The following is a 25493-nucleotide window of genomic DNA, read 5'->3' on the forward strand; positions in this document are numbered from 1 at the left end:
AGGAGCCGTTATGAGTGATCGCGACGAGCCCCCATGGACCTCCCGAGCGACGACGATCTGCTGGAGAACATCGGGACAGCGTTCTCGAGACTGCGGCGCCGCGCGAGCAGCGTGCCTCTCGACATGCAGGTCGCGCGGCCCGACGTGCGCCGCGATCTTCTGCTCGCGATGGTGGAAGAGGCCGACGGACTGCTGAGCGTCAACGAGCTCGCTGCCGCACTCGGGATGGAGCGCACCTCGGTCAGTCGCCTTGCGGCATCCTGCGTGAGCGAGGGCCTCGTCGAACGCGTGGCCTCCCAGACCGACGGGCGCAGCATCACGCTCCGCCTGACATCGCAAGGACGCGAGGTGCTTGCCCGCGCGAGACACCAGCAACGCCGAGCCTTCGAATACATCACCCGCCAGTGGGACGACGACGAGCGGCTCGAGTTCGCCAGGCTTCTGCATAAGTACGTGTCCAGCGCGAGCCGCGAAGCATCCGAATAAGCCCTCGCTGCTCGCGAACGACCAGCCTCCCCGACCGACACCCGACGCGCGCGGGGCTGCTCCGAAGCTGAAGCGCGGTCGCTCAGCGCAGAAGCGGGGTCAGCAGTTCGGTGATCGCCAGCTCGGTCTGCGCCGAGGACAGGTCGCCGTCGAATCGCAGGATGCGCCAGGTGGTCGCATCGCAGATTGACACGATTTGCGCGAGCCGCCGCTGTCGAGACGCATCGTCGGGCTGCGGCGGAAGGTGCTCCGAGAAGGCGCGGCGGCACCAATCGAGGTGATACGCCCTCCCGCGCACGACGATCTCCGGCAGCCCCGGCACGAGTGAGGCCTCGGAGTAGGTCTTCAGGATCAGCAGTCCGTATTCGTCGTAGTGCTCCACCAGCGCTCGAATCGTCTCTGCGGAACTCGACCGCAGCGCCGCCTCGCGCTTCGCCGCGATGCGTCCCAGTTCCCGTTCGACGGTTGTCGTCATCAGCACCGGCTTGCTGCCGAAACGGCGGATCACCGTCTGCGAGGTCACGCCGGCGTCCGCGGCGACATCGTCGAGCCTGATCCGCTCGTACGGAGTGGTGCGCAGCCGATCCAGCATGCAGTCGATGATCCGCTGACCTGTCAGCTCAGCGGCGTCTGCTCGGGCCGACATCCGGTACTTGCGCTCTTTCATGTTAGTCATGCTAACGTGAAATTATGGAAACCTTCACCGAACGCGCCGCCCGGGTCGACACCCGCCTCGGTTCACTCGCCGTGCGTCGCGTCGGCGCGGGCGACATGACCGTGCTGTGGTCATCGATGTTCGTCGACAGCCACACCTGGGACACCGTCCTGCCGCTGTTGCTGGCCGGCGCACCAGAGCGCGAGCTCGTGCTCATCGACCCGCCGGGATTGGGTCTCAGCGATCCGCTTTCGCGGCGCAGCAGCATCGCCGAAGCAGCGGATGCTGCGCGAGACGCCCTGGCGCAGCTCGGCGCCACCGCCCCTGTGGACTGGGTGGGCAACGCGTTCGGCGGGCACGTCGGCTACCAGCTGGCGACCGACCCCTCCACCATCCGGAGTTTCGTTGCGATCAGCGCGCCCACCGAGCCGGTACCCGCTCACCTCCGGCGCCAGATCGCCTTGCTGCATCCGATCCTGCGCCTCATGGGAGCGGTCCGACCGGTCCGCGAGGCAGTGATCTCGGCGATGCTGACGGATGCCTCGGCCGCGACTCCCGGCATCCGTGACGTGGTCGTCGACAGCCTCAACCGACCCACGCGGGCAAGCATGAGCCATGCGCTGCGCTCGTTCATCATCGATCGAACCGACGTGACCGATCGCCTCCCGGGCATCGGCGTGCCCAGCCTGTTCATCGCATCCGATGACCGGGGAGACTGGAGCCCGGAGGATGCTCGACGCGCGGCGGCTTCCTCGCCGCACGCCACATCGGTCACGATCGCCGGGGCCCGCACACTCATTCCCCTCGAGCAGCCGCTCGCAGTCGCGCAGGCGATCCTCGCATTCTGGGCAGCCAACGAGGATGAGGGGCCCAGGCTCTCCGACATCGCGGAGTGAGGCGGCGTGCCGTCAGGAACCGCGTCGGTCCTCATCCTGCTCTCGCGGCTTGACCCATCGAGGAGATACTTCACCCGCGAGATGGACGGCTCAAGAAAACCCGTACAGTCGCCGCGCTCGGTCAGGCGGTCGGTGTGATGTCACCCAGCTTCCAGGTGCGGTCGAAGTAGGGCTCGAGGGGGCCGTAGAGCCGGAAGTAGCTGAACCAGTGTTTGCCGGGGATGGTCTGTACCCAGTTGGTCTCCCCGGACGCGGGAGCGGTCGGGCCGAAGTGGAGATCGACGGAGCCGTCCGCGTTGGCGACGAGTTCAGGGTCGCGGGATCCGCGGTCGCCGCGTTGCTGGTCGTTGTCGATGAGGCAGCGCGTGGCGACGTCGTAGACGGTCGCGGACCAGAAGAGCTTGGCCGGGACGTGGGCGGGAATGTGGAGGGTGTACTGGCGGGCTCCGTCCAGCCAGTCGCCGTTGCCGTCGGTGTAGGAACCCAAGTAGGCCTGCCCGACGCCGGGAGTGGTGCTCTTCATGGCCACGGAGAAGCTGACCGCTTCGTAGAACCACGACGCTCGTTCGAGCAGTTCGTCGTAGCCGTTACCGCGCTGAGCCGAGTTGTCCAGCACGATGGCCTGTTCCCAGGCGCGGTCGGCCCAGTACGGTCCTTGGTCGAATCGCTTCGCGAAGGTGTTGGCCTGAGCCATCAGCTCTCCCGCGGCCGCGCCTTGTTCGAGGATCCGGGTGAGCCGGTCGTCCGGCTCGAATGGCTTCCCCTTCTCGATACCGAGCTGCTTGAGCATCGCCAGGTAGAACCGATCGCGTTCCTCGATGACTTCGCTCTGGTAGATCTGGTGCAGACGCCGCCAGTACTCCAGGCCGCGAGGTTGATCTCCGCTCCATGCCTTCCCGTCCGGGGATACGATGCGGGTCGGTGCGGGGTCTGCCCGCCGTTCGTACGGGTAGATGCGCACGGCGTGGACGAGCTCATCCGATCGCGCGGGATCGGGATCCAGTGTGCGGAACCCGAACATGATGTTCACCCCGGAGGACGCCAGCACCCGGTATTCCTCGGTGAGATCGGCGGGCGCGTCGACGCCGGGCGCGAGCACGATGTACTTGCCGCCCTCACCGCGATCCGGGCCCATTTCTCCCATCGCACCGACCTCGCGCTGCCAGAAGTCCGACACCCCTCCCGCAGTCGGACCTGGCGGCAGCTCGATGACGAGCGGGCCGGTCTCCGACAGGTCGAAGAAGTTGAGGATGTACGGAGTCGTGGCGTTCGCGGTGATCAGACCCAGCCGGTCCTGGTAGGAGAGGTACCGCACGAGGTCGCTGCTCGTTGCACCGAACACGTTGTAGTGCTGCGTCTTCCACTGTGCGTAGGAGACGATCGGGAGCGCCCACAGGTATGCCTGACACGCGAACTGATAGTCGAGCTCATCGAAGATCACCGGGATCGCCGGGCGCGCCGGCAGATCCCCGTCCATCAAAAGACCGCCAAGCCCACCGGGCAACTCGTTCACCACGCCTGAGTCCTCTCCGTAGCCGTCGCTGCCGATCATTGCAGTGCCGCGACGCAACCCACACTTCCATGTCACACGTCAGCGGGCGATCAACGACGCCGATGTCGTGCAGTGCGCACTGGGTCGACAGCTTCGACCCCTCAGACGCCACGGTGGCCGTCTGACAACTATCCGAAGTCGCCTGGGGCCATATCCGTGAAGCGCGAGAAGTGGCCCTGGAAGGCGACGGTGATCGTGTCGGTCGGGCCGTTGCGGTGCTTGGCGACGATGAGGTCGGCCTCGCCGGCGCGCGGGGAGTCCTTCTCGTACGCCGCTTCGCGGTGCAGGAGCACGACCATGTCGGCGTCCTGCTCGATCGAGCCCGACTCGCGGAGGTCGGACAGGGCGGGCTTCTTGTCGGCGCGCTGCTCGGCACCACGGTTCAGCTGCGAGAGCGCGATGACCGGAACGCCGAGCTCCTTGGCGAGGAGCTTGAGCGCTCGCGAGAATTCCGAGACCTCCTGCTGGCGCGACTCGACGCGCTTGCCCGAGGTCATGAGCTGCAGGTAGTCGATGACGACGAGCTTCAGGCCCGCGCGCTGCTTGAGCCGCCGGCACTTCGCCCGGATCTCGACGAGGGTCATGTTCGGGCTGTCGTCGATGTAGAGCGGCGCGTCGTTGATGCGGCCGCGGGTCGCGGCGACGGTGGTCCAGTCGCGCGAGTCGAGCGTGCCCTTGCGCATCGACTGCAGCGGGATGGCACCCTCGGCGCTCAGCAGGCGCATCGCGATCTCGCTGCGCCCCATCTCGAGCGAGAAGAAGATCGTGGGCATGTCGTGCTTGATCGCGGCCGAACGGGCGAAGTCGAGGGCGAGCGTCGACTTACCCATGGCGGGTCGCGCCGCGATGATGATCATCTGACCGGGGTGCAGGCCGTTGGTGAGGGAGTCCAGACCGGAGAAACCGGTCGGGATGCCGGTCATCTGACCGTCGCGACCGCGCGCGGCCTCGATCTCTTCCACCGCGGCATCCACCGCGATGGTGAGCGGGACATAGTCCTCGGCGGCTTCGGCACCGGTCACCGAATAGATCTCGGCCTGGGCGTTGTTCACGAGGTCGAGCGCCTCGCCCTGACCCGAGTACCCCATCTGCACGATGCGGGTACCGGCATCGACGAGGCGGCGCAGCAGCGCACGCTCCGACACGATCGAGGCGTAGTAGCCGGCGTTGGCCGCGGTCGGCACGATCGAGGTGAGCGTGTGCAGGTAGTCGGCACCGCCGGCGCGCTGCAGCTCGCCGGTCTTGATGAGCTCGTCGGTGACCGCGACGACGTCGGTGGGCTCGCCGTGAGAGTAGAGGGTGAGGATCGCCTCGAAGATCAGCTCGTGCTTGGGCACGTAGAAGTCGGCACCCCGGAGCGTCTCGATGACGTCGGCGACGGCATCCTTCGAGAGCAGCATGCCGCCGAGCGCACTCTGTTCGGCGAGCTGGTCGTGTGGGGGAGTGCGCTCGAAGTCACGGGGACCCCCCATGCGCTCTTCGGAGATGTCGGCGATCGACATAGGCTGCGAGTCCTCCCTATCGTTCGTTCACATCGTCCGAGTTGTCATGGCACGTGCGGGCTCGGCTCGCCGGTCACGCAAGTCTGCGTGCACGACGTGCTTGCGGGATGCCGCAGCACTCCCGCTCCCCGCCCTACCCCCGTGTGCCTGCCCCTGCCGTCATCACGCCGTCGTGTCCAGCACGGAGTCACGCGCACGAGTGAGCCGCACCCCACGCTAAGGACGGCCTCCGACACCCGCAACACGGCCTGTGGATAACTCTGTGGAGAGCCTGCGTGAAACGCCGACACGCCTGTGAACAACCGCTGTGGAGAACTTGCTGCTTTTGAAGCACGATCTCGTCGAAAATCGCTGCTGACCGGGCATTGCGTATTGCACAGCCTGTGGAGGGGGATGTGATTGAAGTCAGGGTTGAAGGTTGGGCTGCGCTTCGGGCCCTGTGCACAATTCCGGGGACAACGCCACCACCGTGCGCGCGCACCTCATGGGGCCGACTCCGCGCGAAAGGGGTCTGGACAGACCGCTGACGGACCCGGTATCGTCGCAGGTCCAGGCACCCTCACGCACGATCCGTTCGGAACGTGCGGCTCTTTCGTCGTGGGAGGTGAACGTGGAGATCGCAACCTCGCAGCTGCCGAGGATCGTGCGGCTGGCCCTCATCGGGGTCGGGACCGCGTTCGCCTGGATCGTCGTCTCGCTGACCCTCGGCCTCGGCCTCGGGCAGGCGCACGCCGACGAGCCCGAAGGCGGAGGACTGCTCGGGGGTGCCCTCGGTGCCGTGACCTCGCTGGTCGACACGACCGCGACGAGCGTCACCACCACCGTCTCGACCGTGACGACAGGCGTCACCGGCGTCGTCAACGACGTGGTCGCCGTCGCTCCCGCACCCGTTCAGCAGCCCGTGAGCCAGGTCGTCCAGACCGTCGGCACCGTCGTCACCAGCGTGACGCAGCCGGTCTCGAACGTCGTCTCGGGCGGGGTCGTGGGCAGTGTCACGCAGCCCGTGGTCGACCTCGTGACCGACGTTCCGATCGTCGGCGGCATCGTCACGGGCATCGGCCTCGACGATGCCGTGACCGACCTCGGCGGCACGGTCGACGAGACGCTGGGCGGCATCGTCGACGCCGTCGACGAGACCGGCGCGACGGTCGGATCGCCGCCCACCGGCGCCGTCGAGGTACCGGTTCTTCCCGGAGATCCCGCGATTCCCGGCCTCCCCGCACTCCCCGGCCTGGCAGCCGAAGCGGACGCCTCGACGGTTGCCGCGGCGGGCTCGATCGCCGGGCAGATGGATGCGCAGACGGATGCCGCAGCCACCCTCTTCTCGACGACCGCCGGCTCGATCGGCGCGTGGGCCGCGGCATCCGTGTCGCGCGCCGGCGCCGTCATCACCGTCGTCGCCTCGTCCGCCGCGCTGGCCGTGAGCGGACCCCTGAACTCCGCAGGCGGACTCTGCCTGCCGACGTCTTCCGCGGGACCCGGTGGTGCGGGTCCCGGCGCCTGGGCGCTTGCCGCCTTCCTCCCGCTTGTCGCGCACCGTGCCTGGGTGCGGCGAGCAGGCCCGGAAGACGAGCACGCGCCGCCGGCGCCCGTCGGCTCCACCGACGTCTCCCCCGACTGATCGGCTCCCCGCCGCCTTCGCTCATCCGAGTCCAGGCGGCAGAGCAGCAGCGCGCCCTCACGCGCTGTGCAGCGCTCCTTGCGTTCTCTGAGACGCCTGCGCTGCGAACCGATCAATCCACAAAGGGGAACACCATGCGTACTTTCTACAAGCGCGCCCTCTGGGGCACGCTCCTCGCCGGCGGCATCACGCTGCTCGGCGCGACGGTCGCCAACGCGGCCGAGACGAACGGTGACGACGGGCTGCTCTCGGGCACCCAGGCGATCATCGACGTCAACCTTCCGATCAACATCAGCGGCACCTCGCTTTCGGTACTGGGCGACTCGTCCAGCACCGGTGCCACCACGGCGGCACCCGCGCCCGCTCCGGCTCCGGCTCCGGCTCCGGTCGTGGCGACGACGAGCGGCTCCGACGGCATCGGCTCGGGCACGCAGGGCCTCGTGTCGGTGAACGTGCCGATCACGGTGTCGGGCAACGCGGTCTCGGTCGTCGGCGACAGTTCGTCGACGGATGCCGCGACCACCGCTCCCGCGCCGGCGACCGCGCCGGCGGCTGCCGAGACGTCGGGCGAGGACGGCCTGCTCTCGGGGCTCCAGGGGATCGTCTCGATCGCCGCTCCGGTGACCGTCTCGGGCAACGCGATCTCGGTCGTCGGCGACAGCACGAGCGAGGGCGCCACGACGGCTCCCGCCGGCGCGGGCGGCGCTGCCGGCGCCGCTGCCTGGACGACCGGCGAGGACTCGATCCTCGGGGGCACCCAGATCGTCGCACCCGTCACCGCCCCGGTCACCGTCAGCGGCAACGCGATCTCCGTCATCGGGGACAGCGCGTCGACCGATGCCACCACCGCCACCGCCGGCACGGGTACGCCGTCGGCCGGTGCGATCGGCACCACGGACGGCGAGGACTCGATCCTCGGCGGCACCCAGGTGCTCGCACCGATCACCGCCCCGATCACCGCGGTCGGCAACGCGATCTCGGTCATCGGCGACAGCACGAGCGAGGACGCCGCCACGGCGCCCGCAAGCTCGGGCGGAGCCGCCGGATCCGACGCCTGGACGAACGGCGAGGACTCGATCCTCGGCGGCACCCAGGTGCTCGCACCGATCACCGCGCCCATCACCGCGGTGGGCAACGCGATCTCCGTGATCGGCGACAGCGAGTCGACGGATGCCGCCACCACGGCACCCGCGACGGGAAACACCGGCGGTGCCACCAGCGGCACCACCGACGGCACGGACTCGATCCTCGGCGGCACCCAGGTGCTCGCACCGATCGCGGTTCCGGTCACGGTCGTCGGCAACGCCATCTCAGGGATCGGCGACAGCACCTCCACGGGCGCGGTCGCAGCTCCGGGCACCGGCACCGGCGGCACCACCGCCACCACCGGCGGCCTGGGCTCGATCCTCGGCGGCACGCAGATCCTGGCGCCGATCGCGCTTCCCATCACCATCGGCGGCAACGCCATCTCGGTGATCGGCGACAGCGTGACCACCGGCCCGGTCGTGCCGACCGATCCCACGGACCCGACCGATCCGACCGATCCCACGGACCCGACGGACCCGACCGATCCGACGGACCCGACCGATCCCACGGACCCGACCGATCCCACGGACCCGACCGATCCCACGGACCCGACCGACCCGACCGACCCGACGAACCCCGCCAACCCGGGGACCGGCGGGACGTCCGGTGACGGCTCGGCCACGGTCACGGGCGCGTCGGCCTCGGCCGGCGCGGCCACCCAGCTCGCCACGACAGGAGGAGCGGGCGCGATGCCGTTCCTGCTGCTCGGGCTCTCGCTGCTCGCAGCGGGCGCCATCGCGCGCGTGTCGCGGCGACGCTCGGCGTGAGTCGACGGGGCAAGTCGACGTTCCCCAGGCGCCCCTCGCCCCGACTCGCGTGAGAGCACCGCGGGAGGGCCGTCCCCAGCGGCCCTCCCGCCCTTGAACCGCCCCCGATCGTGAACGCCGGATCTTGCCTGGACCGGTGCCCGCGATCGGGGGTGCCACACCCATCTCCTCCCGCAGCGTCCGGCCATGCCTGGACCCGTGCGGTGCGGGGGGAGATGCAACGAGCGGATGCCGCGACCCGGGGGGCTCGCGGCATCCGCTTCGTCATGCCCGCCGCGCGCAGCCACGTGGGCGCCGGCCGCGTTGCGCATCCCCCGGCCGCTCGCCAGAGTAGGGGGGTGCCCGTACCCGAGCCCTACGTCCTCACCCCCGTCGGCCATGACCGCCTCGACGACGTTCTCCGTCTGGACGTCTGGGCTTTCCCCACCGAGCGCTCGGTGGAGGCACTGCGCGAGCTGCCCAGCCCCCTCAGCTGGCACCGCACGTACGGCGTCGCGCATGTCGACGACGACGACATGCTCGCCGGGTTCCACGGCGCGTATCCGCTGCGCGCGTACCCGGTACCAGGGGCCGAGGTGTCGTGCGGCTGGCTGACGTGGGTGGGCGTGCACCCCGGCCACCGTCGCCGCGGCATCCTGCGCGGCATGATCGAGCACCACTTCGCCGACTGCCTCGCGCACGGCGAGGCGATCTCGGGCCTGATGGCGGCCGAGACGCCCATCTACGGCCGCTTCGGCTACGGCATGGCGTCGACGCAGCTGAGCCTGACGATCCCCCGCGGCGCCGCGCTTCGCCCGGTGCCCGGTGCGGCCGAGCTCGAGGTCGCCCTGGAGGAGTGGGATGCCGAGGCCCACGGCGACCTCGTCGCCGCGATCCATCGCGACTACGCGCGGCTCCCCGAAGGTCTGGGGCGCCCGGGCTGGGCGACCCGCGAGACCGCCGAGCAGCGCGCGGCGCGTGAGGCCGACCCCGCGGCGCTGCGCGGCGGCAAGGAGGCGCTGCGCCTGCTGCTGGTGCGCGACGACACCGACGCGGTGCTCGCGTACGCGACGTTCCGCCGCACCATGTCGTGGGTGCGCGCCGGCTCCGAGGGCACCGTGCACGTGCGGGACGCCGTCGCGCTGACGGCCGCAGCCGCGCACCGCATGTGGTCGGTGCTGCTCGATCTCGACCTGACCACCCGCGTCCAGGTCCCGCACCTGCCCGTGGACGACCCCATCGTGTCGCTCCTCGTCGACGTCCGGGGCGCCGCCCCGGATTATCAGGACAACTCATGGATCCGCATCGTCGACCTGCCCGCCGCGCTCGCGCAGCGCCGGTACGCCGGCGACGTCGACGTCGTGCTCGAGGTGACCGACGCGATGCTGCCCGCCAACGCCGGTCGCTGGCGCGTGCGCGCCGAGGCGTGGGGCCACGCCGATGTCACCCGCAGCGACGACGAAGCGGACCTCACCCTCGACATCCGCGAGCTCGGCGCGGCGCACCTCGGCTCGATCACGCTCAGCTCACTCGCTCAGGCGGGCCTCATCGAGGTGCGCTCGCCCCAGGCGCTGCGCACGGCCTCCGCCGCCTGGTCGTGGCCGGTCGCCGCCGGCGCGAACTGGGTCTTCTGACCCACAACACCGGCAGGCGGCATCCACGCCGCGACGGACGCTCGAAACGACGGATGCCGCGGGCCCGTGCTCGTGAAGAGCACCGGCCCGCGGCATCCATCCGCGCCAGAGTTACTTGGCGGCGACCACCTGCAGGGTGATCACGGCGGTGAGGTCGTCACGCAGGCGGATCGTCGCCTCGTGCTCGCCCACCGACTTGATCGGGGAGGTGATGTGGATCTTGCGCTTGTCCAGGTCGCCGAGGCCGGCGGCCTTCACGGCGTTCGCGACGTCGACCGTCTTGACCGCGCCGAACAGGCGACCCTCGGCGCCGGCCTTGACCGACAGCTTGACCTTGTTGGTCTCGAGGGCGTTCTTGAGCGCCACGGCCTCTTCGTGGTCGTGGATCGCACGGGACTCGCGAGCGGCGCGGATCGACGCCACCTGCTTCTCGCCACCGCGGGTCCAGGCCACAGCGAAGCCCTGGGGGATGAGGTAGTTGCGGGCGAACCCGTTCTTGACCTCGACAACGTCTCCGGCGCTTCCGAGCCCGGCGACCTCATTCGTGAGAATCAGCTTTGCCATTGGGTGCTCCTTAGCGGCCAGCGCCGGCGTAAGGCAGGAGCGCCATTTCGCGCGCGTTCTTGATCGCCTTGGCGATCAGACGCTGCTCCTGCACCGAGACACCGGTGATACGACGGGCGCGGATCTTGCCACGCTCCGAGATGAACTTGCGAAGAGTCGCGACGTCCTTGTAGTCGATGAGACCGACACGGATCGCCTTCGCGGGGGCCGCGTTCTTCGCGCCCTTCCGCGGCTTCCGGCGGTCGCCGGTTGCCTTTCCAGCCATGGTGGTTCCTTACGTTTCCTTGATCGGATGCCTCGTGCCGAGGCATCCGGAATCTGCTTCTGAGATCGACCCTTAGAAGGGGGTGTCGTCGCCGTAGGCGCCGGGAGCCGCCCAGGCGTCGCCGCTCGCGGCGCCGCCGTTCGCCGAACCGGGCGTCGACCACGGCTCGTCGGCGACCTGGGCCGGGCGAGCCTGACCGCCACCGCCACCGCCGCCGAAGCTGCCGCCGCCGCCCGAGCCGCCCGCAGCGCGGGTGACCTGTGCGGTCGCGTAACGCAGCGACGGGCCGATCTCGTCGACCTCGAGCTCGATCGCGGTGCGGTTGTTGCCTTCGCGGTCCTGGTAGCTGCGCTGCTTGAGGCGGCCGGTCGCGATGACCCGCATGCCCTTGGTCAGCGAGCCGGCCACGTGCTCGGCGAACTCGCGCCACACGCTCGCGCGGAGGAACAGCGCTTCGCCGTCCTTCCACTCGTTCGCCTGACGGTCGAAGTTGCGCGGCGTCGACGCGATCGTGAAGTTCGCGACGGGGAGGCCGTTCTGCGTGTACCGCAGCTCGGGATCAGCCGTGAGGTTTCCCACGACGGTGATGATCGTCTCGCCGGCCATCAGCCTTACGCCTTCGCTGCCTTGGCAGACTTGCGGGCGGCACGCTCGTCGGCGCGCTGCTTCTCAGAGGCGATCATCGCGATGGCCTCTTCGGCACGCAGCACCTTGGTGCGCATGATCTGCTCGTTGAGGTTGAGCTGACGGTCGAGTTCCTGCGTCGTCGCGGCGGTCGCCGTGAAGTTGACGACGGCGTAGATGCCCTCGTTCTTCTTCTGGATCTCGTATGCGAGACGGCGCTTGCCCCAGATGTCGATGTTCTCGATGGTGCCGCCGTCGGTCGTGATGACCTTCAGGAACTTGTCGAGGTTGGCGCCGACCTGGCGCTCGTCGATCTCGGGGTTCAGGATGACCATGAGTTCGTACTGGTGCGTCACTAACCCACCTCCTTCGGACTAGAACGGCTGCCGGGCATTTCCCGACAGCAGGAGGGTGTGTGTGCACGTCATCCGGAAGGCACGCAGGTGCGCACGTACACGGACAACCCTCCTATGGTACCGGATCGCCGCCCAGACGCCGAACCTGCCCCGATCCGCGGTCGTGGAGCCGTCAGCGGAACGCGTCGAGGCCGGTGAGGTGCTGGCCGAGGATCAGGGTGTGCACCTCGTCGGTGCCCTCGTACGTGCGCACGGACTCGAGGTTCGCGGCGTGGCGGATGGGGGAGTTCTCCAGCAGCACGCCGTCGCCGCCCAGGATCGTGCGGGCCTCGCGCGCGATCGCGATCGCCTCGCGCACGTTGTTGAGCTTGCCGAGCGAGATCTGCGTCGGAGTGAGGGTGCCGGCATCCTTCGCTCGTCCGATGTGCAGCGCGAGCAACGCGCCCTTCTGCAGCTCGACCACCATGTCGACGAGCTTGCGCTGAGTGAGCTGGAACCCGGCGATGGGGCGCCCGAACTGCTCACGCCGGAGTGCATGGCGCAGCGCCGCCTCGTAGCTGTCGCGCGCCGCGCCGAGCGCGCCCCATACGATCCCGTAGCGCGCCTCGTTGAGCGCCGAGAACGGTCCACGCAGGCCCCGCGCCTCGGGCAGGAGAGCGGATGCCGGCAGCCGCACGCCGTCGAAGTGCAGCTCGGTCTGCACCGAGGCCCGCATCGACCCCTTCGGCTCGAGCACGCTCACCTCGAACCCCGGTGTGCCGGTCGTGACGAGGAAGCCGCGGACGCCGTCGTCGGTCTGCGCCCAGACGACCACGAGCTGTGCGACCGAGGCGAGGCCGATCCAGCGCTTCGCGCCGTCGAGGATCCAGTCCGATCCGTCGCGGCGCGCGTGCGTCTTCATGCTCGAGGGGTCGGACCCGGCGGTCGGCTCGGTGAGCGCGAAGCCGGCGATCGCCTCGCCCGCAGCCAGGCGCGGCAGCCACTCCGACTTCTGCTCGTCGCTGCCCCAGCGGTGGATCGAGCCCATCGCGAGCGAGCCCTGCACCGAGACGAACGTGCGGATGCCCGAGTCCCCGGCCTCGAGCTCGAGCGCGGCCAGGCCGTACTCGACGGCGGTGCGGCCGGGGCATCCGTAGCCGTCCAGGGTCATGCCGAGCACGCCCAGGCGTCCGAGGGAGGGCGCGAGCTCGACGGGGAAGTGGCCCCGGTCGAACCAGTCGGCGATGTGCGGGCGGATCTCTGCGTCGACGAGGGCCCGCACGCGGTCGCGGACGCCGCGCTCGTCCGCGGTGAGGAGCGCGTCGATGCCGAGGATGTCGCTCGCGGCGCGCAGCGCGTCGAGATCGTCGGGGTTCCGGCCGGCATCGGTCATGGCGCCTCCTCGCGCAGAGCGGTGGCGCCCGCGTTCTCGCCCGGCGCTCTCCTGATTCTGCCCGCTCTGCGCGCTCCTGCGCTGACCCGGCTCGGAGCCCCCGGCCAGCGCCGCGAGCGTATGCTGTCGGGCGTGCATTCGACGTTCACGACGCCCGGCGGGCGTGAGGGGGTCCTCGGCGCTGCGTGCGCCGAGCGGAGGTAGCCGCGCGCGTCGCCCGGTCTGAGCCGAGCGCGACGCCGTCGACTCTCCGCAGGCCGCCGGCCTGCGGCATCCGCTCTTCGTCGTACCGCGACGACCCTCCGTGAAACAAGGAACCATGCACGCTTACACCCAGAAGGACATTCGCGCCTCCTTCATCAACGCCTCTCTGCGCGAACGCAACGCCCTCGTCGTCCCCGACCTTGCCGAGGTCGACTGGCAGGAACTCGACTACTTCGGCTGGCGCGACCCGAAGCAGCCGCTCGCCGGCTTCATCGTCGTGCCGGTCGACGACGAGCCGGTCGGCATCCTGCTGCGCCAGACCGAGCAGCGCACCCGCACCCGTCCGCAGTGCTCGTGGTGCGAGGACGTCACGCTCCCGAACGACGTGGTGCTGTTCGGGGCGAAGCGCGCGGGCAAGGCCGGCCGCAACGGCGACACCGTCGGCACCCTGCTGTGCGAGAGCTTCGAGTGCTCGGTCAACGCGCGCCGGCCGATGCCGCCCGCGTACCTCGGGTTCGACGTGATGGCCGCACGCCAGCGGCGCATCGAGGCGCTCCGCGCGCACGCCGAGGGCTTCGCCCGCGACATCCGCGACAGCCTCTGACCGGACGGGGCCGCACGTCACCCTGCGGCGACGTGCGGCCCCATTCCGAAGTGGTCGAGCTCGGCATCCGTCAGCATGCGCGAGCGGATGATGAAGCGGCTGCCGGTCGGCGCCTCGACGCTGAATCCCGCGCCGCGGCCGGGCACGACGTCGATGGTGAGGTGCGTGTACTTCCAGTACTCGAACTGGGCCTCCGAGATGAAGACCTCGATCGGCTCCGCCAGGCCGACATCCAGCTCGCCGAGCCGCACGTCCGACGGCCCGGTCTGGAACATGCCGACAGGGAAGCACATCGGCGCGCTGCCGTCGCAGCACCCGCCCGACTGGTGGAACATCAGCGGGCCGTGCTCGGCGGTGAGCCGTCGCAGGAGGGATGCCGCGGCATCCGTCACCGCCACGCGCGAGTGGGTGCGGGCCTGGGCCATTGCGTTCGCCTCGCCTCTCTATATATGCGTGTCCCGATTTCGGCCGCTCCGAAGGGTGCTGCCGACCGATTTCGGGACATCAGGAGCGGGAAGTGGGACATGGGTGACCCGGGCGGAGCGGCCGGCGACTCGCTCCACCCGGGTCGGGGACGCCGTCGCGCCGGCCCCCCCCCGGGACGCGACGGCTGGGGAGGCCGGCCTAGAAGAAGCCCATGGCGCCGTCGGCGTACGACACGAGCAGGTTCTTCGTCTGCTGGTAGTGGTCGAGCATCTTGAGGTGGTTCTCGCGGCCGATGCCGGACTGCTTGTAGCCGCCGAACGCCGCGTGCGCGGGGTACTGGTGGTAGGTGTTCGTCCAGACGCGACCGGCCTCGATGGCACGCCCGGCGCGGTACGCGGTGTCGCCCGAGCGGCTCCAGACACCGGCGCCGAGGCCGTACAGCGTGTCGTTGGCGATCGAGATGGCGTCGTCGAAGTCGTCGAACGAGGTCACCGAGACGACGGGACCGAAGATCTCCTCCTGGAAGATGCGCATGTCGTTCGAGCCCTCGAACACCGTCGGCGCGACGTAGTAGCCGCCCGACAGGTCGCCGCCGAGGTCGACGCGCTCACCGCCGGCGAGCAGCTTGGCGCCGCCGGCCTTGCCGATCTCGATGTACGACAGGATCTTCTCGAGCTGGTCGTTCGAGGCCTGCGCGCCGATCATGGTCGCCGGGTCGAGCGGGTTGCCCTGCACGATCTTGGCGACGCGGTCGAGCCCGTCGCCGAGGAACCGGTCGTAGATCGAGCGCTGGATGAGCGCGCGCGACGGGCAGGTGCACACCTCGCCCTGGTTGAGCGCGAAAAGCGTGAAGCCTTCGAGGGCCTTGTCGTAGTACGCGTCGCCGGGGTCGCGGGCGACGTCCTCGAAGAACACGTTCGCGCTCTTGCCCCCGAGCTCGAGGGTCACTGGGATGAGGTTCTGCGACGCGTACTGCATGATGAGCCGGCCCGTGGTCGTCTCGCCGGTGAACGCCACCTTGCGGATGCGCTTGTGCTGCGCCAGCGGCGCGCCCGCCTCGATGCCGAACCCGTTGACGATGTTCACGACACCGGCCGGCAGCAGGTCGCCGATGAGCTCGAAGAGGAACAGGATCGAGGCCGGCGTCTGCTCGGCCGGCTTCAGCACGACGCAGTTGCCGGCGGCGAGCGCCGGGGCGAGCTTCCACGTGGCCATGAGGATCGGGAAGTTCCACGGGATGATCTGCCCGACCACCCCGAGCGGCTCGTGGAAGTGGTACGCCACGGTGTCCTCGTCGATCTGGCTGAGCGAGCCCTCCTGACCGCGCAGCACGCCGGCGAAGTACCGGAAGTGGTCGACGGCGAGCGGGATGTCGGCGGCCAGGGTCTCGCGGACGGGCTTGCCGTTCTCCCACGTCTCGGCGACGGCGATCTTCTCGAGGTTCTCCTCGATGCGATCGGCGATCCTGTTGAGGATGACCGAGCGCTCGGACGGCGTGGTGCGCTTCCAGGACGCGAACGCCTTCCACGCGACATCCACCGCGCGGTCGATGTCTTCCGCCGTGCCGCGGCCCACCTCGGTGAAGGGCTTGCCGGTGACGGGGCTGATGTTCTCGAAGTACTGGCCCTTGATCGGCTCGACGAACTCGCCGCCGATGTAGTGGCCGTAGCGGGGGCGGTAATCGGCGATCGAGCCGCGCTGCCCGGGGGCGGCGTAGATGCTCGAGACACCCTCTTCGACGATGGTCATGCTGGTCTCCTTCGACGCGTTCCGCGACGGTCGTCGTCGCGATGGGTCGAAAGTAGACCGCAGGAGGTTGCAGAACGTTGCGGCCGCGTGAGACGGGGCCGGGCTACTCGGCCGTTGGCGCGCGGCGAGCGCGGTCCCGCTCGACGATCTCGAGGTAATGCGGGTTCTCCATGATGCCGAGGATGTTGCCGAATGGGTCGACCACGGCCGCGGTGTTGAAGCCGTGGCCTCGCTCGATCACCGGCTGATATTCGGTCGCCCCGAGCTCGAGCAGGCGCGCCAGGCCGGCGTGCACGTCGTCGACCGCCCACTGCATGACCGCGCCGGCCGGCCCGTCGGGCATCGGCGGACGGTACTGCGCATCGATGATGCCGAGCTCGTGCTCGTAGTCCCCGACGCGGAACTCGATGTAGGCGGGAGTGACGAAGTAGGGCTCGATGCCGAGCACCTCGGCGTACCAGCGCGAGGCCGCGTCGAGGTCGGCGGCGTAGTAGCTGATGGTGGCGAATCCGCGGAGCATGTGAGGTTCCTCTCTCTCTGTCGTGGAACCACCTTCCCGCAGGATGCGGACACATACGGTCCGCGATCAGGGTGCGGCTTCGCACTTCTCGATCCGCGCCACGAGGCCGGCTCGGCGCGGCGAGCGAGCGGGCAGCATCGAGAGGCAGAGCCGCAGCAGCTCGACGTCGTGGGCGCCGGCATCCGTCTCGGCGAACGCGAGCAGGACGTCGACGGATGCCTCGGCCAGGAGCGCCTCGCGGAGCGCCACGCGGACGGTGTCACGGAACTCCTCCACCCCGGGGGCGACGGAGTCCGGCAGCACATCGCCGCGGTAAGCGGCGAGGGCGACACGATGAGCGCCGCGGTCGAGGAGCGACAGCACCTGGTGCGCATCGGTCTCGATCTCGACGCCGAGCCGGTAGGGCCGCGACTCGGGCACGAGCGCGGGGGCGGAGGCCGCGAGCGCCCGGCGCAGACGCACCATCTCGGCGCGAAGCGTGACGGACGTCGCACCGGCCGCCGCGCGGGCAGGCTCGACGGGCTCGCCGTATACGAGATCCCCCAGCCGCTCGGCCGACAGGCCCTGGCGATGCACGGCGAGCATGAGCAGCAGCTCCGCGTGGCGCGGACCGAGCTCGCACACCGTCTCGACGCCGTCGCCGGCGACTTCCAGCAGCGCACGGTCACGCCCGAGCACCCGGAGCGTCGCCCGGGTGGGTTCGGCGCGCCGCGTGGGTGGACGACGGCGGCGGGTCTCCGCTGGCCCCGCGGCGTTCCCGTGGGCGGCGCGGGCGCGAAGCCGCGCGACCAGCAGCTCTCCCTCGATCGCCCGGGCGGTGGCATCCACCAGCAGCTGCGCCTGCGGCGTCACGGCCTCGAGGCCGCCGGTCACATCGATGACGCCGAGGATGCGGCGGGTCTCGGGATCGTGCACCGGTGCGGCGCTGCACGACCACGGCTGAACGAGACGGTTGAAGTGCTCCGCGCCGGCGATCTGCACCGATCGATCGAGCGCGAGCGCCGTGCCCGGGGCGGCGGTGCCGACGGCGTCTTCCGACCAGTTCGCGCCCTCGACGAACCCCATGTCGCCCGTGAGGCGGCGCACGTTGCGGTCGCCCTCGACCCACAGCAGCCGGCCGGCCGCATCGCCGACCGCGACGACGACGCCGGATTCGGAGGCCTCGCCCGGCAGCAGCAGCCCGCGCACCATGTCGATCACGCCCGCGAGCGGGTGCGCGCGGCGATACGCCTCGAGCTCCTCAGCGGTGAGGTCGAGGGGTGGCAGCGCTTCGGCGCCGACGAGGCTGTCGAGCGAACGCCGCCAGGACTCTCGGACGAGGCTCCGGACGTCGCCGAGACGGTGGTCGGCGGCGTTGCCCGCCACCAGCTCTTCGTGCGCGCGCTCGATCAGCAGACGGGATGTCTCGGGCGACACCTCGCGGCGCTGCGACCAGGGTGATGACACGGCGGCTCCGATCGACGTCGGTGGAGCGTGCGTCCAGTGTAGGACGGCGCCGGGTCGCCCCGACGGCGGCGGCGATCGAGCCGGGCTCCCTCAGCCCGCCGTGGTGACCTCGGTGCGCAGCGGCATCAGGGCGCCCGCGACCTGACCGATCGTGGCTTCGTCGACACCGGCGTCGGCGAGCGCCGTGGCCGCGTGGCCGATGACGCGATCGAAGTCGGCGTCGGTGATGCCGCGGCCGGCGTGGGCCGCCTTCATGTCGAGGCCCTTGTAGCCGTCGGGGCCGCCGGCGGCGGCAGCGAGGAAGAGCGCCATGTGGCGCTTCTGGTCGACCATGCGGGTGCCGGCGAAGTACGGGGCGAGGGTCTCGTCGCCCAGGATCAGCCGGTACATGTTGTCGACGACGGCGGCGATGCCGTCGCCTTCGCCGAGCCGCTGGTAGAGGGTCGCTTCGGTGGTGTCGGTCATGCGGATGCTCCGATCGTGAGGGTGCGGATGGCTGGTGTCGGCGGGGAGATGTCAGCGCCCGGCGCTGCTCCGGCGCCACGAGCGCTCGTTCGAGGGCTGCTCCTCGGCGGCGAGCTGCTCCTGCGACGCCTGTGCGGCGGATGCCGGCGGGGCGGGGATCGGCGGAGTGGGCGGCAGCGCGGGGGCCTGCGCCGGCGCGGCGGGAGGCTGTGCGGGGGCCTGCGGCGATGTCTGCGCGGGGGTCGCGCCGAGTCGGCCGAGCTCGCGTTCGATCGACTCGAGGAGCGAGTGCACCTGGGCGGTGGCCATCCGGGCGAACTGGCGGGCGCGCACGACGTCGGCCGGCGATGCCGGCCCGGCGGCCGCGAGATCGTCGGTCGCGAACGCGAACGAGGGAGACGTGTCGGCCCAGTGCTCCGCCGGCCGGACGCCGGCGGCGCGTGTCGATACCGGTTCGGGCTGCACGACGGCGGCCTCGGGCTGCGCAGCGGCGACCTCGGCAACCTGCCCGGGCTGCGCGGCGGCGGCCTCGGCGGCCGCACCGGGGTGGGCCGCTGCCTGCTTCTCGATCGAGTGGGCGACGTGCTGTGCCCGCTCGATGATCTCGCGGTACTGCTTGCGAGCGGTCTCGATGAGGTCTTTGGCGTACGACTCGGCCTCGGCGACGGCGTCGTCGGCGATGCGCTGGGCACTGCTGAGGAGCAGCACCGCGCGGCTCGAGATCTCGCCCTCTTCGGTGGTCACGCCGCTGGCGGTCAGCGCCTCGTTGTCGCGCCAGGCGACTTCGAGGGCGTCGGCGGCGGCGGCCAGCAGCGTCTGAACCTCGGCGCGGGCGTAGCCGTGGCGCTCCTCCGCGAAGGACACTCCGCGGAGCAGCTCCGGTGTGATGGATACGGATTCGGTCGCGGTCATTTCGCTTCTGCCCTCTACTGGATTCCCCGTGCGATGCCCGGCTGAACGAGTTCGGGGGAGGCTGCCGGATCGCCGATCGTGCGGGGTTGCTGGGTGAACGGGTCTTCGTACTTCTCGCTGCGGATGCTGTGCTCGTCGAACCCTGCCTGGCGCAGGACGGCCGTGGTGTGATCCACCATGCGCGGTGAGCCGCAGACCATCGCCAGGCGGTCGTCCCATGGACCGTCTGCGGCCGCGATGTCGCCGATCAGTCCCTGGCGTCCCGGGAACGACGGGTCGTCCGACACCGCGTAGGTGACGGTCAGCCACGAGGCGTCGGCGTAGCGCTCGAGTTCCGGCTTCGCATAGAACCCCCACGGATGCCGCGCGCCGTGGTACAGCGCGACACGGGGCCCGTTCCCTCGTGCGGCGTGGCGCCCGGCGACCTGGTCGAGCACCGCGAGCAGCGGGGCCAGGCCCGTCCCACCCGCGATCAGCAGCAAGTCGGGCCATTCGCTGTCGAAGCGCAGGGTCAGCAGCTCGCCGATGGGCGGACCGAGCCGCACCCGGTCGCCTGGCTTCACGTCGCGCAGCAGCGCTCCGCTCACCTGACCGCCGGCGACGAGCTGGACGTGGAAGGTCATCGTGCCGTCGGCCCGCGGTGCGTGCGTCGGCGAGAGATAGCGCCACTGCCGCGGACGCTGCGGAATCTCCACCGCGAGCGACTGACCGGCCTGGAACCGGTACCTGTTGTCGGGCCGGATCGTGACGGTCCCGACATCCATCCCCCGCCGCTCCGTCGCGACCACCTCGCCCGACCAGGTGGCGGGCTCGGACTCGACCGCCTCGGCCGCCGTGATCATGGTGGTCGCGATCAGGCCGTAGGCCTCGGCCCAGTCGGCGGCGAGCTCGGGGGTCCAGGCAGCGCCGAGGAAGTGCTTGAGCGTCGCGAGCAGCGAAGCTCCGACGGCCGGATAGTGACCGGCGATGGTGCCGAACTTGCGGTGGTCACGGCCGAGGTCCTCTATATAGGCGACGACGTCGCCGACGCGGTCGACGTTGCTGACCATGTGGCCGAGCGCCTTGACGAGCCGGTCGCGCTGGGCCGCCATCGCGACCGGGAACAGATCGCGCGTCTCAGGGTGGGCGAGGAAGAGGTGCGCATAGAAGTATCCGGGTACCGCGTCCCCGTGAGCCGCGACCTGAGCCCAGGTCCGCTTGAGCGCTACCGCATCCACCAGTGTCGTGTCCCATCCATCGGTCCGTCGATATCGGCCGACGCTAGCGCGTTCCACATATATCTGCAAAGCACGCACCTGCAAGTGCAACCGGATATCATGGCGGCGAACAGCGCCCGATCTGACGGCGCGTCACGGGTCGGGGGGCCTTATGACCGTGGTGTTGACGAACGGGACAGTTTTCGTCGAGGAGGAGCTGCGCGAGCAGGCCGCCGAACTGGTGCGGCGTGCGCAGGACCGCGGCGCCCGCGCGTTCAGTCTCGCCGGCGACGACGGCGAGCCGGTGTCGGTGCCGCCCGACGTGAGCTCCTTCCTGATCCAGGTGCTCCGCGGACTGGCTCGCGGGCACTTCGCCGTCACCGCGCTGCCGGAGGAGCTGACCACCACCGTCGCGGCAGAGCTCGTCGGCGTCTCACGGCCCACGCTGATGAAGCTGGTGCGCAGCGGCGAGCTGCCCTCCCGCCAGGTCGGAACCCACACGCGCCTGCGCACCGGCGACGTGCTCGCGCTGAGAAAGAGGCGTGCACAGGATCGACGCGCGGCCCTCGAGGCGCTGAGCGCGCTCGATGACGAATTCGGAGCGGATCGATAACCGGCGCCGGGTAGCCTGACCTGGTGCCGCACCGTGTGTTCGTCGACGCCGACGTCCTCGCCTCGCGCACCCCGTACGAGTGGCTGGGGCTGCTGCGCGACGAGACCGACGCGTTCCAGTTGCATTCGTCGCGGGCCGTCATGGCCGATGCCGTGCGTCTGTGGCGGAGCGGGGACCCGGCCGTGCGGGAGGCGGCGGCCCCGCGGCGTCTGGCTCTTCTCACCGCCAGTCTCGACGAGGTCGTGGACGGCGCCGGCACGGATGCCGAGCCCGGCGTCGGCGGCCGGGCCGGTGACTCCGCCGTCATGGATGCCCTCGCCAGCGGCGCGCACGTGCTGCTCTCGGTGAGCGCCCGCACAGGCGAGGACGAGGACCGGCTGCCGTTCGAGATCTGCACGCCCGACGAGTTCCTCTGCCTCACGGACGACGCCGCCCCCGCCGCCGTGCGCGAGGTAGCGCGCCAGCGCGCCGCCGTGCGCGAGGTAGCGCGCCAGCGCGCCAACGAGCCCGAGGGAGCGCGCCAGCGCGCCAACGAGCCGCTTGCCGATGCGCTCTTCGCCGCCGGGTGCCCGGCCTTCGCCGAGCGCGTGGCCTCTCACCTGCGAGCGACCGCCCGCTGACCCTCGCTCCCGTCCCGGAATCGCGAAAGGGTATATTTCCGCGCGCAGAAATATACCCTTTCGCGATTCCCGCGGTGCGGCTCAGGCCCGCGTGGCCCACCATTCCCGCAGGCGCTGCTCCGCGGCATCCGGCCCGATCACTCCTTCGTCCAGGCGCAGGTCGAGCAGGAAGCGGTACGCCTCGCCGACCTCGCGGCCCGGCGGGATGCCGAGCACCTGCTGGATGCGGTTGCCGTCGAGCTCGGGACGCATGGCCTCGAGCTCTTCCTGCGCGGCGAGCTCGGTGATGCGGCGTTCGATGTCGTCGTAGGCGCGGGCGAGGCGCGTGGCCTTCTTGACGTTGCGGGTCGTCACGTCGGCGCGGGTGAGGATGTGGAGGCGATCGAGCTCCGCATCGGCATCCCGCACGTAGCGGCGCACCGCCGAGTCGGTCCACGCCCCCTCGGAGTACCCGAAGAAGCGCAGGTGCAGCTCGATCAGCCGGGTCACGGTCGCGATGGTGGCGGAGTCGAAGCGCAGCTCCTGCAGGCGCTTGCGGGCGAGGCGTGCGCCCTTGATGTCGTGGTGGTAGAACGTCACGCCGCCGCCCGGCTCGAGCCGCCGCGTCGCTGGTTTGCCGATGTCGTGCAGCAGCGCCGCGAGCCGCAGCGGCACGTCGGGGGCGGCATCCGGATTGCGCGTCTTCTCGAGATCGATCGCCTGGCGCAGCACGGTGAGCGAGTGCTCGTAGACGTCCTTGTGGTGGTGGTGCTCGTCGACCTCGAGCTGCAGCGCCGGGATCTCGGGGAGGAACTCGCCGATCAGCCCGGTCTCGACGAGCAGACGGATGCCGCGCACCGGGTCGTCGGTGGCCAGCAGCTTCACGAGCTCGGCCTGGATGCGCTCGGGGCTCACGATCTCGAGGGTCTGGCGCAGCTCCGCCATCGCGGCCTCGGTGGCAGGGTCGACGGCGAAGCCGAGCTGCGACGCGAAGCGCGCGGCCCGCAGCATGCGCAGCGGGTCGTCGCCGAAGCTGACCGCGGGGTCGGCAGGAGTGCGGAGGATGCCGTGCACCAGGTCTTCGAGGCCGCCGGTCGGGTCGACCAGGGTCTGCCCCGGCACCCGCAGCGCCATGGCGTTCACGGTGAAGTCGCGGCGCGCGAGGTCGCCCTCGATGGTGTCGCCGAACTCGACCGTCGGCTTGCGGGTCACGCCGTCGTAGCTGTCGGCGCGGTACGTCGTGATCTCGACCTGCTCGCCGCGGACGCGGGCGCCGATGGTACCGAACGCCCGGCCGATGTCCCACTGCGCCGAGGAGATGGGCTTCACGATCTTCAGGATGTCGTCGGGGCGGGCATCGGTCGTGAAGTCGAGGTCGTTCGTGCGGCGGCCGAGCAGCGCGTCGCGGACGGGCCCGCCCACGATCGCGAGGTCGAAGCCGGCGTCGGAGAAGGTCCGCGCGAGCGTGGCGACGACGGGGGACTCGGCGAGCGCGCCGAGGCGCGCGACGCCCTCGGCCATGTTGAGCATGGGCTCCAGCCTAAGGCCCGGTCGTTGAGCGAGCGAAGCGAGACGAAACGCCTCGAGCCAGCTCACCGCGCCCGGATGCGCGTTTCGTCTCGCTCGTTCCTCGCTCGCTCAACGACCGGTGGGAGCGGGCGCACGTCACCCCGCGAGCCGCAGGAATCCGGTGAAAGCCAGCTCGCGGACGCGGGGGAGAAGATCGGCGCGCAGCGCCGCGGGGTCGACCTCCAGCAGCTCGGCGATCGCATCGACGAGCGCACCGATCGACAGATCGCCGTCGCATGCGCCGACGAGCGCCGCGAGGCCCGGATCGACGCTCAGCGCACGCCCGAACCCGCCGCCCTGTCGCAGCTCGATCACGGTCGGGTCCTCTGCCCCGGGCAGGTGGTGCCGAGCTTCGGTGACGTCGGGGGCGACATGGAAGACGGATGCCGCGAGCCCCGCGTCATCGAGCCTCGCCAGGCGGTCGTGGGCGTCGAGGGCCGCCGCCAGATGGGCGCCGATGCTGTCGCCGGCGAGCGCCGTGTGCAGTGTCTCGTACCGCGAGAGGGTCGGAGCACCGGATGCGGGGCGCCGAAGCAGCAGGTAGCCGAATCCGACCTCGGTCACCCCGCGCGCGCCGAAGTCGTCGAGCCACGCGTCGACCAGCCGCGCGAAGCCGGGCCCGCCCGCCAGCGTGCCGCCGTCGCGCACCCAGAGCTCGGCGTACGACAGCGGGTCGAGGCTCTCGCGCTCCACCACCCAGGCGTCCAGCGGCACCGGAGACGACGCGACCCAGTCCCGCACGCGGTCCAACCCGGGGACGCCGTCGCGGGTCTCCCAGTTGCCGAGCAGCTGGGCGGTTCCGCCGGGGGCCAGGTGCGCGCCGACGCCCATGACGAACGCCGCCACGACGTCGTCGCCGACCATGCCGCCGTCGCGGTACTCGTAGGCCGGCACATCCGCGACGCGCGGCGTGATCACGAACGGCGGGTTCGACACGATCCGGTCGAATTGCTCGCCGGCGACCGGTTCGAAGAGGCTTCCGAGCCGCACCTCGATGCCGTCGATGCCGTTGAGCAGCGCGTTCAGCCGGGTGAAGGCGAGGGCGCGCGACGAGATGTCGGTCGCGACGACGTGGTCCACCTGCGCGCGGGCACGGAGCGCCTGGATGCCGCACCCGGCGCCGATGTCCAGCCCGCGACGCGCGGGGGTCGGTAACTGCAGTCCGGCGAGTGTCAGCGACGCGCCGCCGACGCCGAGCACGTGGTCCTCGGGCAGCGGTCCGCCGAGCGCGGCCTCGTCGAGGTCGCTCGCAATCCACCATTGTCCGGTTCCGAACGCATCCGCGTACGACTGCGGGCGCACCACCGCGAGCGGCCGCACGGTCGCCCCGGCACCCGCCCTGCTGCCGTCTGCGGCGCTGCCGTCGCCGGCCGCGGCACGGTCCTCGGCGACGGTCGCCAGGCCGAGGCGCGCGAGCCCCTCCGCGCCGGCGCGGACGAGCGCGTCATCAACGGATGCCGCGGCCTGCGGCATCCCGAGCACGAGAAGCCTGCCCAGCACGGCGAGGGCGTCGCCGCGGTCGCCGAGGGCGCGGGCGGCCGGCGTTCGCAGCCCGCGCGCGATGGCGTCGTCGGCAGCCGGACCCCACGCGTCGCGCAGCGCCTCGGCGGTGAAGCCGGCGTCGCGGAGGTCGTCGGCGAGGTCGCGGCACAGGGCGGAATCCGGTTCAGGGAGCACGGGACCATTCAACCGCGCCGCGCCGGCGCGCGTCGTCGACGGGGGTCTCGGAGGACGCGCACGGGGCGGCGTCGGGCGGGCTCGGAGGCGCGGACCGTAGAATCGCACTCGATCGTGCGGTCAGGCCATCGCACAGGAGCGAACCCCCCGACAG

25 protein-coding genes are annotated in these 25493 nt (G+C 70.7%); 8 read left to right on the forward strand and 17 right to left on the reverse strand.

Annotation, left to right across the window (positions count from 1 at the left end):
- The first annotated feature begins 33 nt into the window (after positions 1–33).
- On the forward strand, positions 34–486 hold the full coding sequence (locus ABG085_RS19355) for a MarR family transcriptional regulator (RefSeq protein WP_347977375.1): 453 nt from the start codon (positions 34–36) through the stop codon (positions 484–486).
- Between the two features lie 82 nt (positions 487–568).
- Here the strand turns inward: ABG085_RS19355 and ABG085_RS19360 are convergent, their stop codons facing one another.
- A complete protein-coding gene (locus ABG085_RS19360; protein WP_347977376.1) occupies positions 569–1153 on the reverse strand; it encodes a TetR/AcrR family transcriptional regulator in 585 nt (194 codons plus the stop codon).
- Between the two features lie 23 nt (positions 1154–1176).
- Between ABG085_RS19360 and ABG085_RS19365 the strand changes: the two genes are divergently transcribed.
- Positions 1177–2037 (forward strand): alpha/beta hydrolase, encoded by an 861-nt coding sequence (locus ABG085_RS19365; protein WP_347977377.1) that lies wholly within the window; start codon positions 1177–1179, stop codon positions 2035–2037.
- Between the two features lie 121 nt (positions 2038–2158).
- Here the strand turns inward: ABG085_RS19365 and ABG085_RS19370 are convergent, their stop codons facing one another.
- Together ABG085_RS19370 and dnaB are read right to left on the reverse strand one after the other, a co-directional pair.
- Complete coding sequence (locus ABG085_RS19370) at positions 2159–3553, reverse strand: DUF1254 domain-containing protein (protein ID WP_347977378.1); 1395 nt, start codon at positions 3551–3553, stop codon at positions 2159–2161.
- Positions 3554–3717: 164 nt separating this feature from the next.
- Positions 3718–5091, reverse strand: a complete 1374-nt coding sequence (gene dnaB / locus ABG085_RS19375; RefSeq protein ID WP_347977379.1) for a replicative DNA helicase — start codon at positions 5089–5091, stop codon at positions 3718–3720.
- A gap of 610 nt (positions 5092–5701) precedes the next feature.
- Between dnaB and ABG085_RS19380 the strand changes: the two genes are divergently transcribed.
- The 3 genes from ABG085_RS19380 (at position 5702) to ABG085_RS19390 (ending at position 10178) form a co-directional block, all read left to right on the forward strand.
- On the forward strand, positions 5702–6712 hold the full coding sequence (locus ABG085_RS19380) for a hypothetical protein (protein ID WP_347977380.1): 1011 nt from the start codon (positions 5702–5704) through the stop codon (positions 6710–6712).
- 134 nt (positions 6713–6846) lie between these two features.
- Entirely contained in the window at positions 6847–8565 is a 1719-nt protein-coding gene (locus tag ABG085_RS19385; RefSeq protein WP_347977381.1) for an LPXTG cell wall anchor domain-containing protein, read from the forward strand.
- A gap of 338 nt (positions 8566–8903) precedes the next feature.
- The gene (locus tag ABG085_RS19390) at positions 8904–10178 is read left to right on the forward strand and encodes a GNAT family N-acetyltransferase (RefSeq protein WP_347977382.1); all 1275 of its coding nucleotides are present in this window, start codon (positions 8904–8906) and stop codon (positions 10176–10178) included.
- Positions 10179–10289: 111 nt separating this feature from the next.
- On the opposite strand, the gene rplI is transcribed toward ABG085_RS19390, so the two are convergent.
- From rplI to ABG085_RS19415, 5 genes are all read right to left on the reverse strand, one after another.
- Entirely contained in the window at positions 10290–10742 is a 453-nt protein-coding gene (gene rplI / locus ABG085_RS19395) for a 50S ribosomal protein L9 (protein ID WP_347977383.1), read from the reverse strand.
- Between the two features lie 10 nt (positions 10743–10752).
- Positions 10753–11007, reverse strand: coding sequence for a 30S ribosomal protein S18 (rpsR, locus tag ABG085_RS19400; RefSeq protein WP_045301896.1), 255 nt, complete (start codon positions 11005–11007; stop codon positions 10753–10755).
- A gap of 72 nt (positions 11008–11079) precedes the next feature.
- Entirely contained in the window at positions 11080–11613 is a 534-nt protein-coding gene (locus tag ABG085_RS19405) for a single-stranded DNA-binding protein (RefSeq protein ID WP_347977384.1), read from the reverse strand.
- A 5-nt stretch (positions 11614–11618) separates the two neighbouring features.
- A complete protein-coding gene (rpsF, locus tag ABG085_RS19410) occupies positions 11619–11987 on the reverse strand; it encodes a 30S ribosomal protein S6 (protein ID WP_163616223.1) in 369 nt (122 codons plus the stop codon).
- Between the two features lie 172 nt (positions 11988–12159).
- A complete protein-coding gene (locus ABG085_RS19415; RefSeq protein WP_347977385.1) occupies positions 12160–13359 on the reverse strand; it encodes an acyl-CoA dehydrogenase family protein in 1200 nt (399 codons plus the stop codon).
- Positions 13360–13678: 319 nt separating this feature from the next.
- Between ABG085_RS19415 and ABG085_RS19420 the strand changes: the two genes are divergently transcribed.
- Positions 13679–14167 (forward strand): FBP domain-containing protein, encoded by a 489-nt coding sequence (locus ABG085_RS19420; RefSeq protein ID WP_347977386.1) that lies wholly within the window; start codon positions 13679–13681, stop codon positions 14165–14167.
- Between the two features lie 17 nt (positions 14168–14184).
- Here ABG085_RS19420 and ABG085_RS19425 read toward each other — a convergent pair whose 3' ends face one another.
- The 7 genes from ABG085_RS19425 to ABG085_RS19455 form a co-directional block, all read right to left on the reverse strand.
- Entirely contained in the window at positions 14185–14592 is a 408-nt protein-coding gene (locus tag ABG085_RS19425; RefSeq protein WP_347977387.1) for a DUF779 domain-containing protein, read from the reverse strand.
- A gap of 199 nt (positions 14593–14791) precedes the next feature.
- The gene (locus tag ABG085_RS19430; protein WP_347977388.1) at positions 14792–16342 is read right to left on the reverse strand and encodes an aldehyde dehydrogenase family protein; all 1551 of its coding nucleotides are present in this window, start codon (positions 16340–16342) and stop codon (positions 14792–14794) included.
- A 103-nt stretch (positions 16343–16445) separates the two neighbouring features.
- The gene (locus tag ABG085_RS19435; RefSeq protein ID WP_347977389.1) at positions 16446–16862 is read right to left on the reverse strand and encodes a VOC family protein; all 417 of its coding nucleotides are present in this window, start codon (positions 16860–16862) and stop codon (positions 16446–16448) included.
- 66 nt (positions 16863–16928) lie between these two features.
- Positions 16929–18308, reverse strand: coding sequence for a transcriptional regulator (locus ABG085_RS19440; protein ID WP_347977390.1), 1380 nt, complete (start codon positions 18306–18308; stop codon positions 16929–16931).
- A gap of 90 nt (positions 18309–18398) precedes the next feature.
- Complete coding sequence (locus tag ABG085_RS19445) at positions 18399–18773, reverse strand: group 1 truncated hemoglobin (protein ID WP_347977391.1); 375 nt, start codon at positions 18771–18773, stop codon at positions 18399–18401.
- Positions 18774–18824: 51 nt separating this feature from the next.
- Positions 18825–19685 (reverse strand): hypothetical protein, encoded by an 861-nt coding sequence (locus ABG085_RS19450; RefSeq protein WP_347977392.1) that lies wholly within the window; start codon positions 19683–19685, stop codon positions 18825–18827.
- Positions 19686–19699: 14 nt separating this feature from the next.
- Positions 19700–20902, reverse strand: coding sequence for a globin domain-containing protein (locus ABG085_RS19455; protein ID WP_347977393.1), 1203 nt, complete (start codon positions 20900–20902; stop codon positions 19700–19702).
- Between the two features lie 151 nt (positions 20903–21053).
- Between ABG085_RS19455 and ABG085_RS19460 the strand changes: the two genes are divergently transcribed.
- Both ABG085_RS19460 and ABG085_RS19465 read left to right on the forward strand, forming a co-directional pair.
- A complete protein-coding gene (locus tag ABG085_RS19460; RefSeq protein WP_347977394.1) occupies positions 21054–21494 on the forward strand; it encodes a helix-turn-helix domain-containing protein in 441 nt (146 codons plus the stop codon).
- A 23-nt stretch (positions 21495–21517) separates the two neighbouring features.
- Entirely contained in the window at positions 21518–22114 is a 597-nt protein-coding gene (locus ABG085_RS19465) for a hypothetical protein (RefSeq protein ID WP_347977395.1), read from the forward strand.
- 81 nt (positions 22115–22195) lie between these two features.
- On the opposite strand, the gene ABG085_RS19470 is transcribed toward ABG085_RS19465, so the two are convergent.
- Both ABG085_RS19470 and ABG085_RS19475 read right to left on the reverse strand, forming a co-directional pair.
- Positions 22196–23623: a CCA tRNA nucleotidyltransferase gene (locus ABG085_RS19470; protein ID WP_347977396.1), complete on the reverse strand. Its 1428-nt coding sequence runs from the start codon at positions 23621–23623 to the stop codon at positions 22196–22198.
- Between the two features lie 135 nt (positions 23624–23758).
- Complete coding sequence (locus ABG085_RS19475) at positions 23759–25339, reverse strand: methyltransferase (protein WP_347977397.1); 1581 nt, start codon at positions 25337–25339, stop codon at positions 23759–23761.
- Positions 25340–25493: the final 154 nt, after the last annotated feature.

The sequence above is a fragment of the Microbacterium sp. ProA8 genome (assembly GCF_039905635.1).
Classification (GTDB): Bacteria; Actinomycetota; Actinomycetes; order Actinomycetales; family Microbacteriaceae; genus Microbacterium; species Microbacterium chionoecetis.

Coding starts and splice junctions, on each gene's coding strand:
- ABG085_RS19365 (WP_347977377.1), top strand. CDS start 1,177: ATGGAAACCTTCACCGAACGCGCCGCCCGGGTCGACACCCGCCTCGGT.
- ABG085_RS19435 (WP_347977389.1), bottom strand. CDS start 16,862: ATGCTCCGCGGATTCGCCACCATCAGCTACTACGCCGCCGACCTCGAC.
- ABG085_RS19360 (WP_347977376.1), bottom strand. CDS start 1,153: ATGAAAGAGCGCAAGTACCGGATGTCGGCCCGAGCAGACGCCGCTGAG.
- ABG085_RS19425 (WP_347977387.1), bottom strand. CDS start 14,592: ATGGCCCAGGCCCGCACCCACTCGCGCGTGGCGGTGACGGATGCCGCG.
- ABG085_RS19405 (WP_347977384.1), bottom strand. CDS start 11,613: ATGGCCGGCGAGACGATCATCACCGTCGTGGGAAACCTCACGGCTGAT.
- rpsR (WP_045301896.1), bottom strand. CDS start 11,007: ATGGCTGGAAAGGCAACCGGCGACCGCCGGAAGCCGCGGAAGGGCGCG.
- ABG085_RS19430 (WP_347977388.1), bottom strand. CDS start 16,342: ATGACCATCGTCGAAGAGGGTGTCTCGAGCATCTACGCCGCCCCCGGG.
- ABG085_RS19385 (WP_347977381.1), top strand. CDS start 6,847: ATGCGTACTTTCTACAAGCGCGCCCTCTGGGGCACGCTCCTCGCCGGC.
- ABG085_RS19450 (WP_347977392.1), bottom strand. CDS start 19,685: ATGACCGCGACCGAATCCGTATCCATCACACCGGAGCTGCTCCGCGGA.
- ABG085_RS19415 (WP_347977385.1), bottom strand. CDS start 13,359: ATGACCGATGCCGGCCGGAACCCCGACGATCTCGACGCGCTGCGCGCC.
- dnaB (WP_347977379.1), bottom strand. CDS start 5,091: ATGTCGATCGCCGACATCTCCGAAGAGCGCATGGGGGGTCCCCGTGAC.
- ABG085_RS19420 (WP_347977386.1), top strand. CDS start 13,679: ATGCACGCTTACACCCAGAAGGACATTCGCGCCTCCTTCATCAACGCC.
- ABG085_RS19355 (WP_347977375.1), top strand. CDS start 34: ATGGACCTCCCGAGCGACGACGATCTGCTGGAGAACATCGGGACAGCG.
- rplI (WP_347977383.1), bottom strand. CDS start 10,742: ATGGCAAAGCTGATTCTCACGAATGAGGTCGCCGGGCTCGGAAGCGCC.
- ABG085_RS19470 (WP_347977396.1), bottom strand. CDS start 23,623: ATGCTCAACATGGCCGAGGGCGTCGCGCGCCTCGGCGCGCTCGCCGAG.
- ABG085_RS19460 (WP_347977394.1), top strand. CDS start 21,054: ATGACCGTGGTGTTGACGAACGGGACAGTTTTCGTCGAGGAGGAGCTG.
- ABG085_RS19445 (WP_347977391.1), bottom strand. CDS start 18,773: ATGACCGACACCACCGAAGCGACCCTCTACCAGCGGCTCGGCGAAGGC.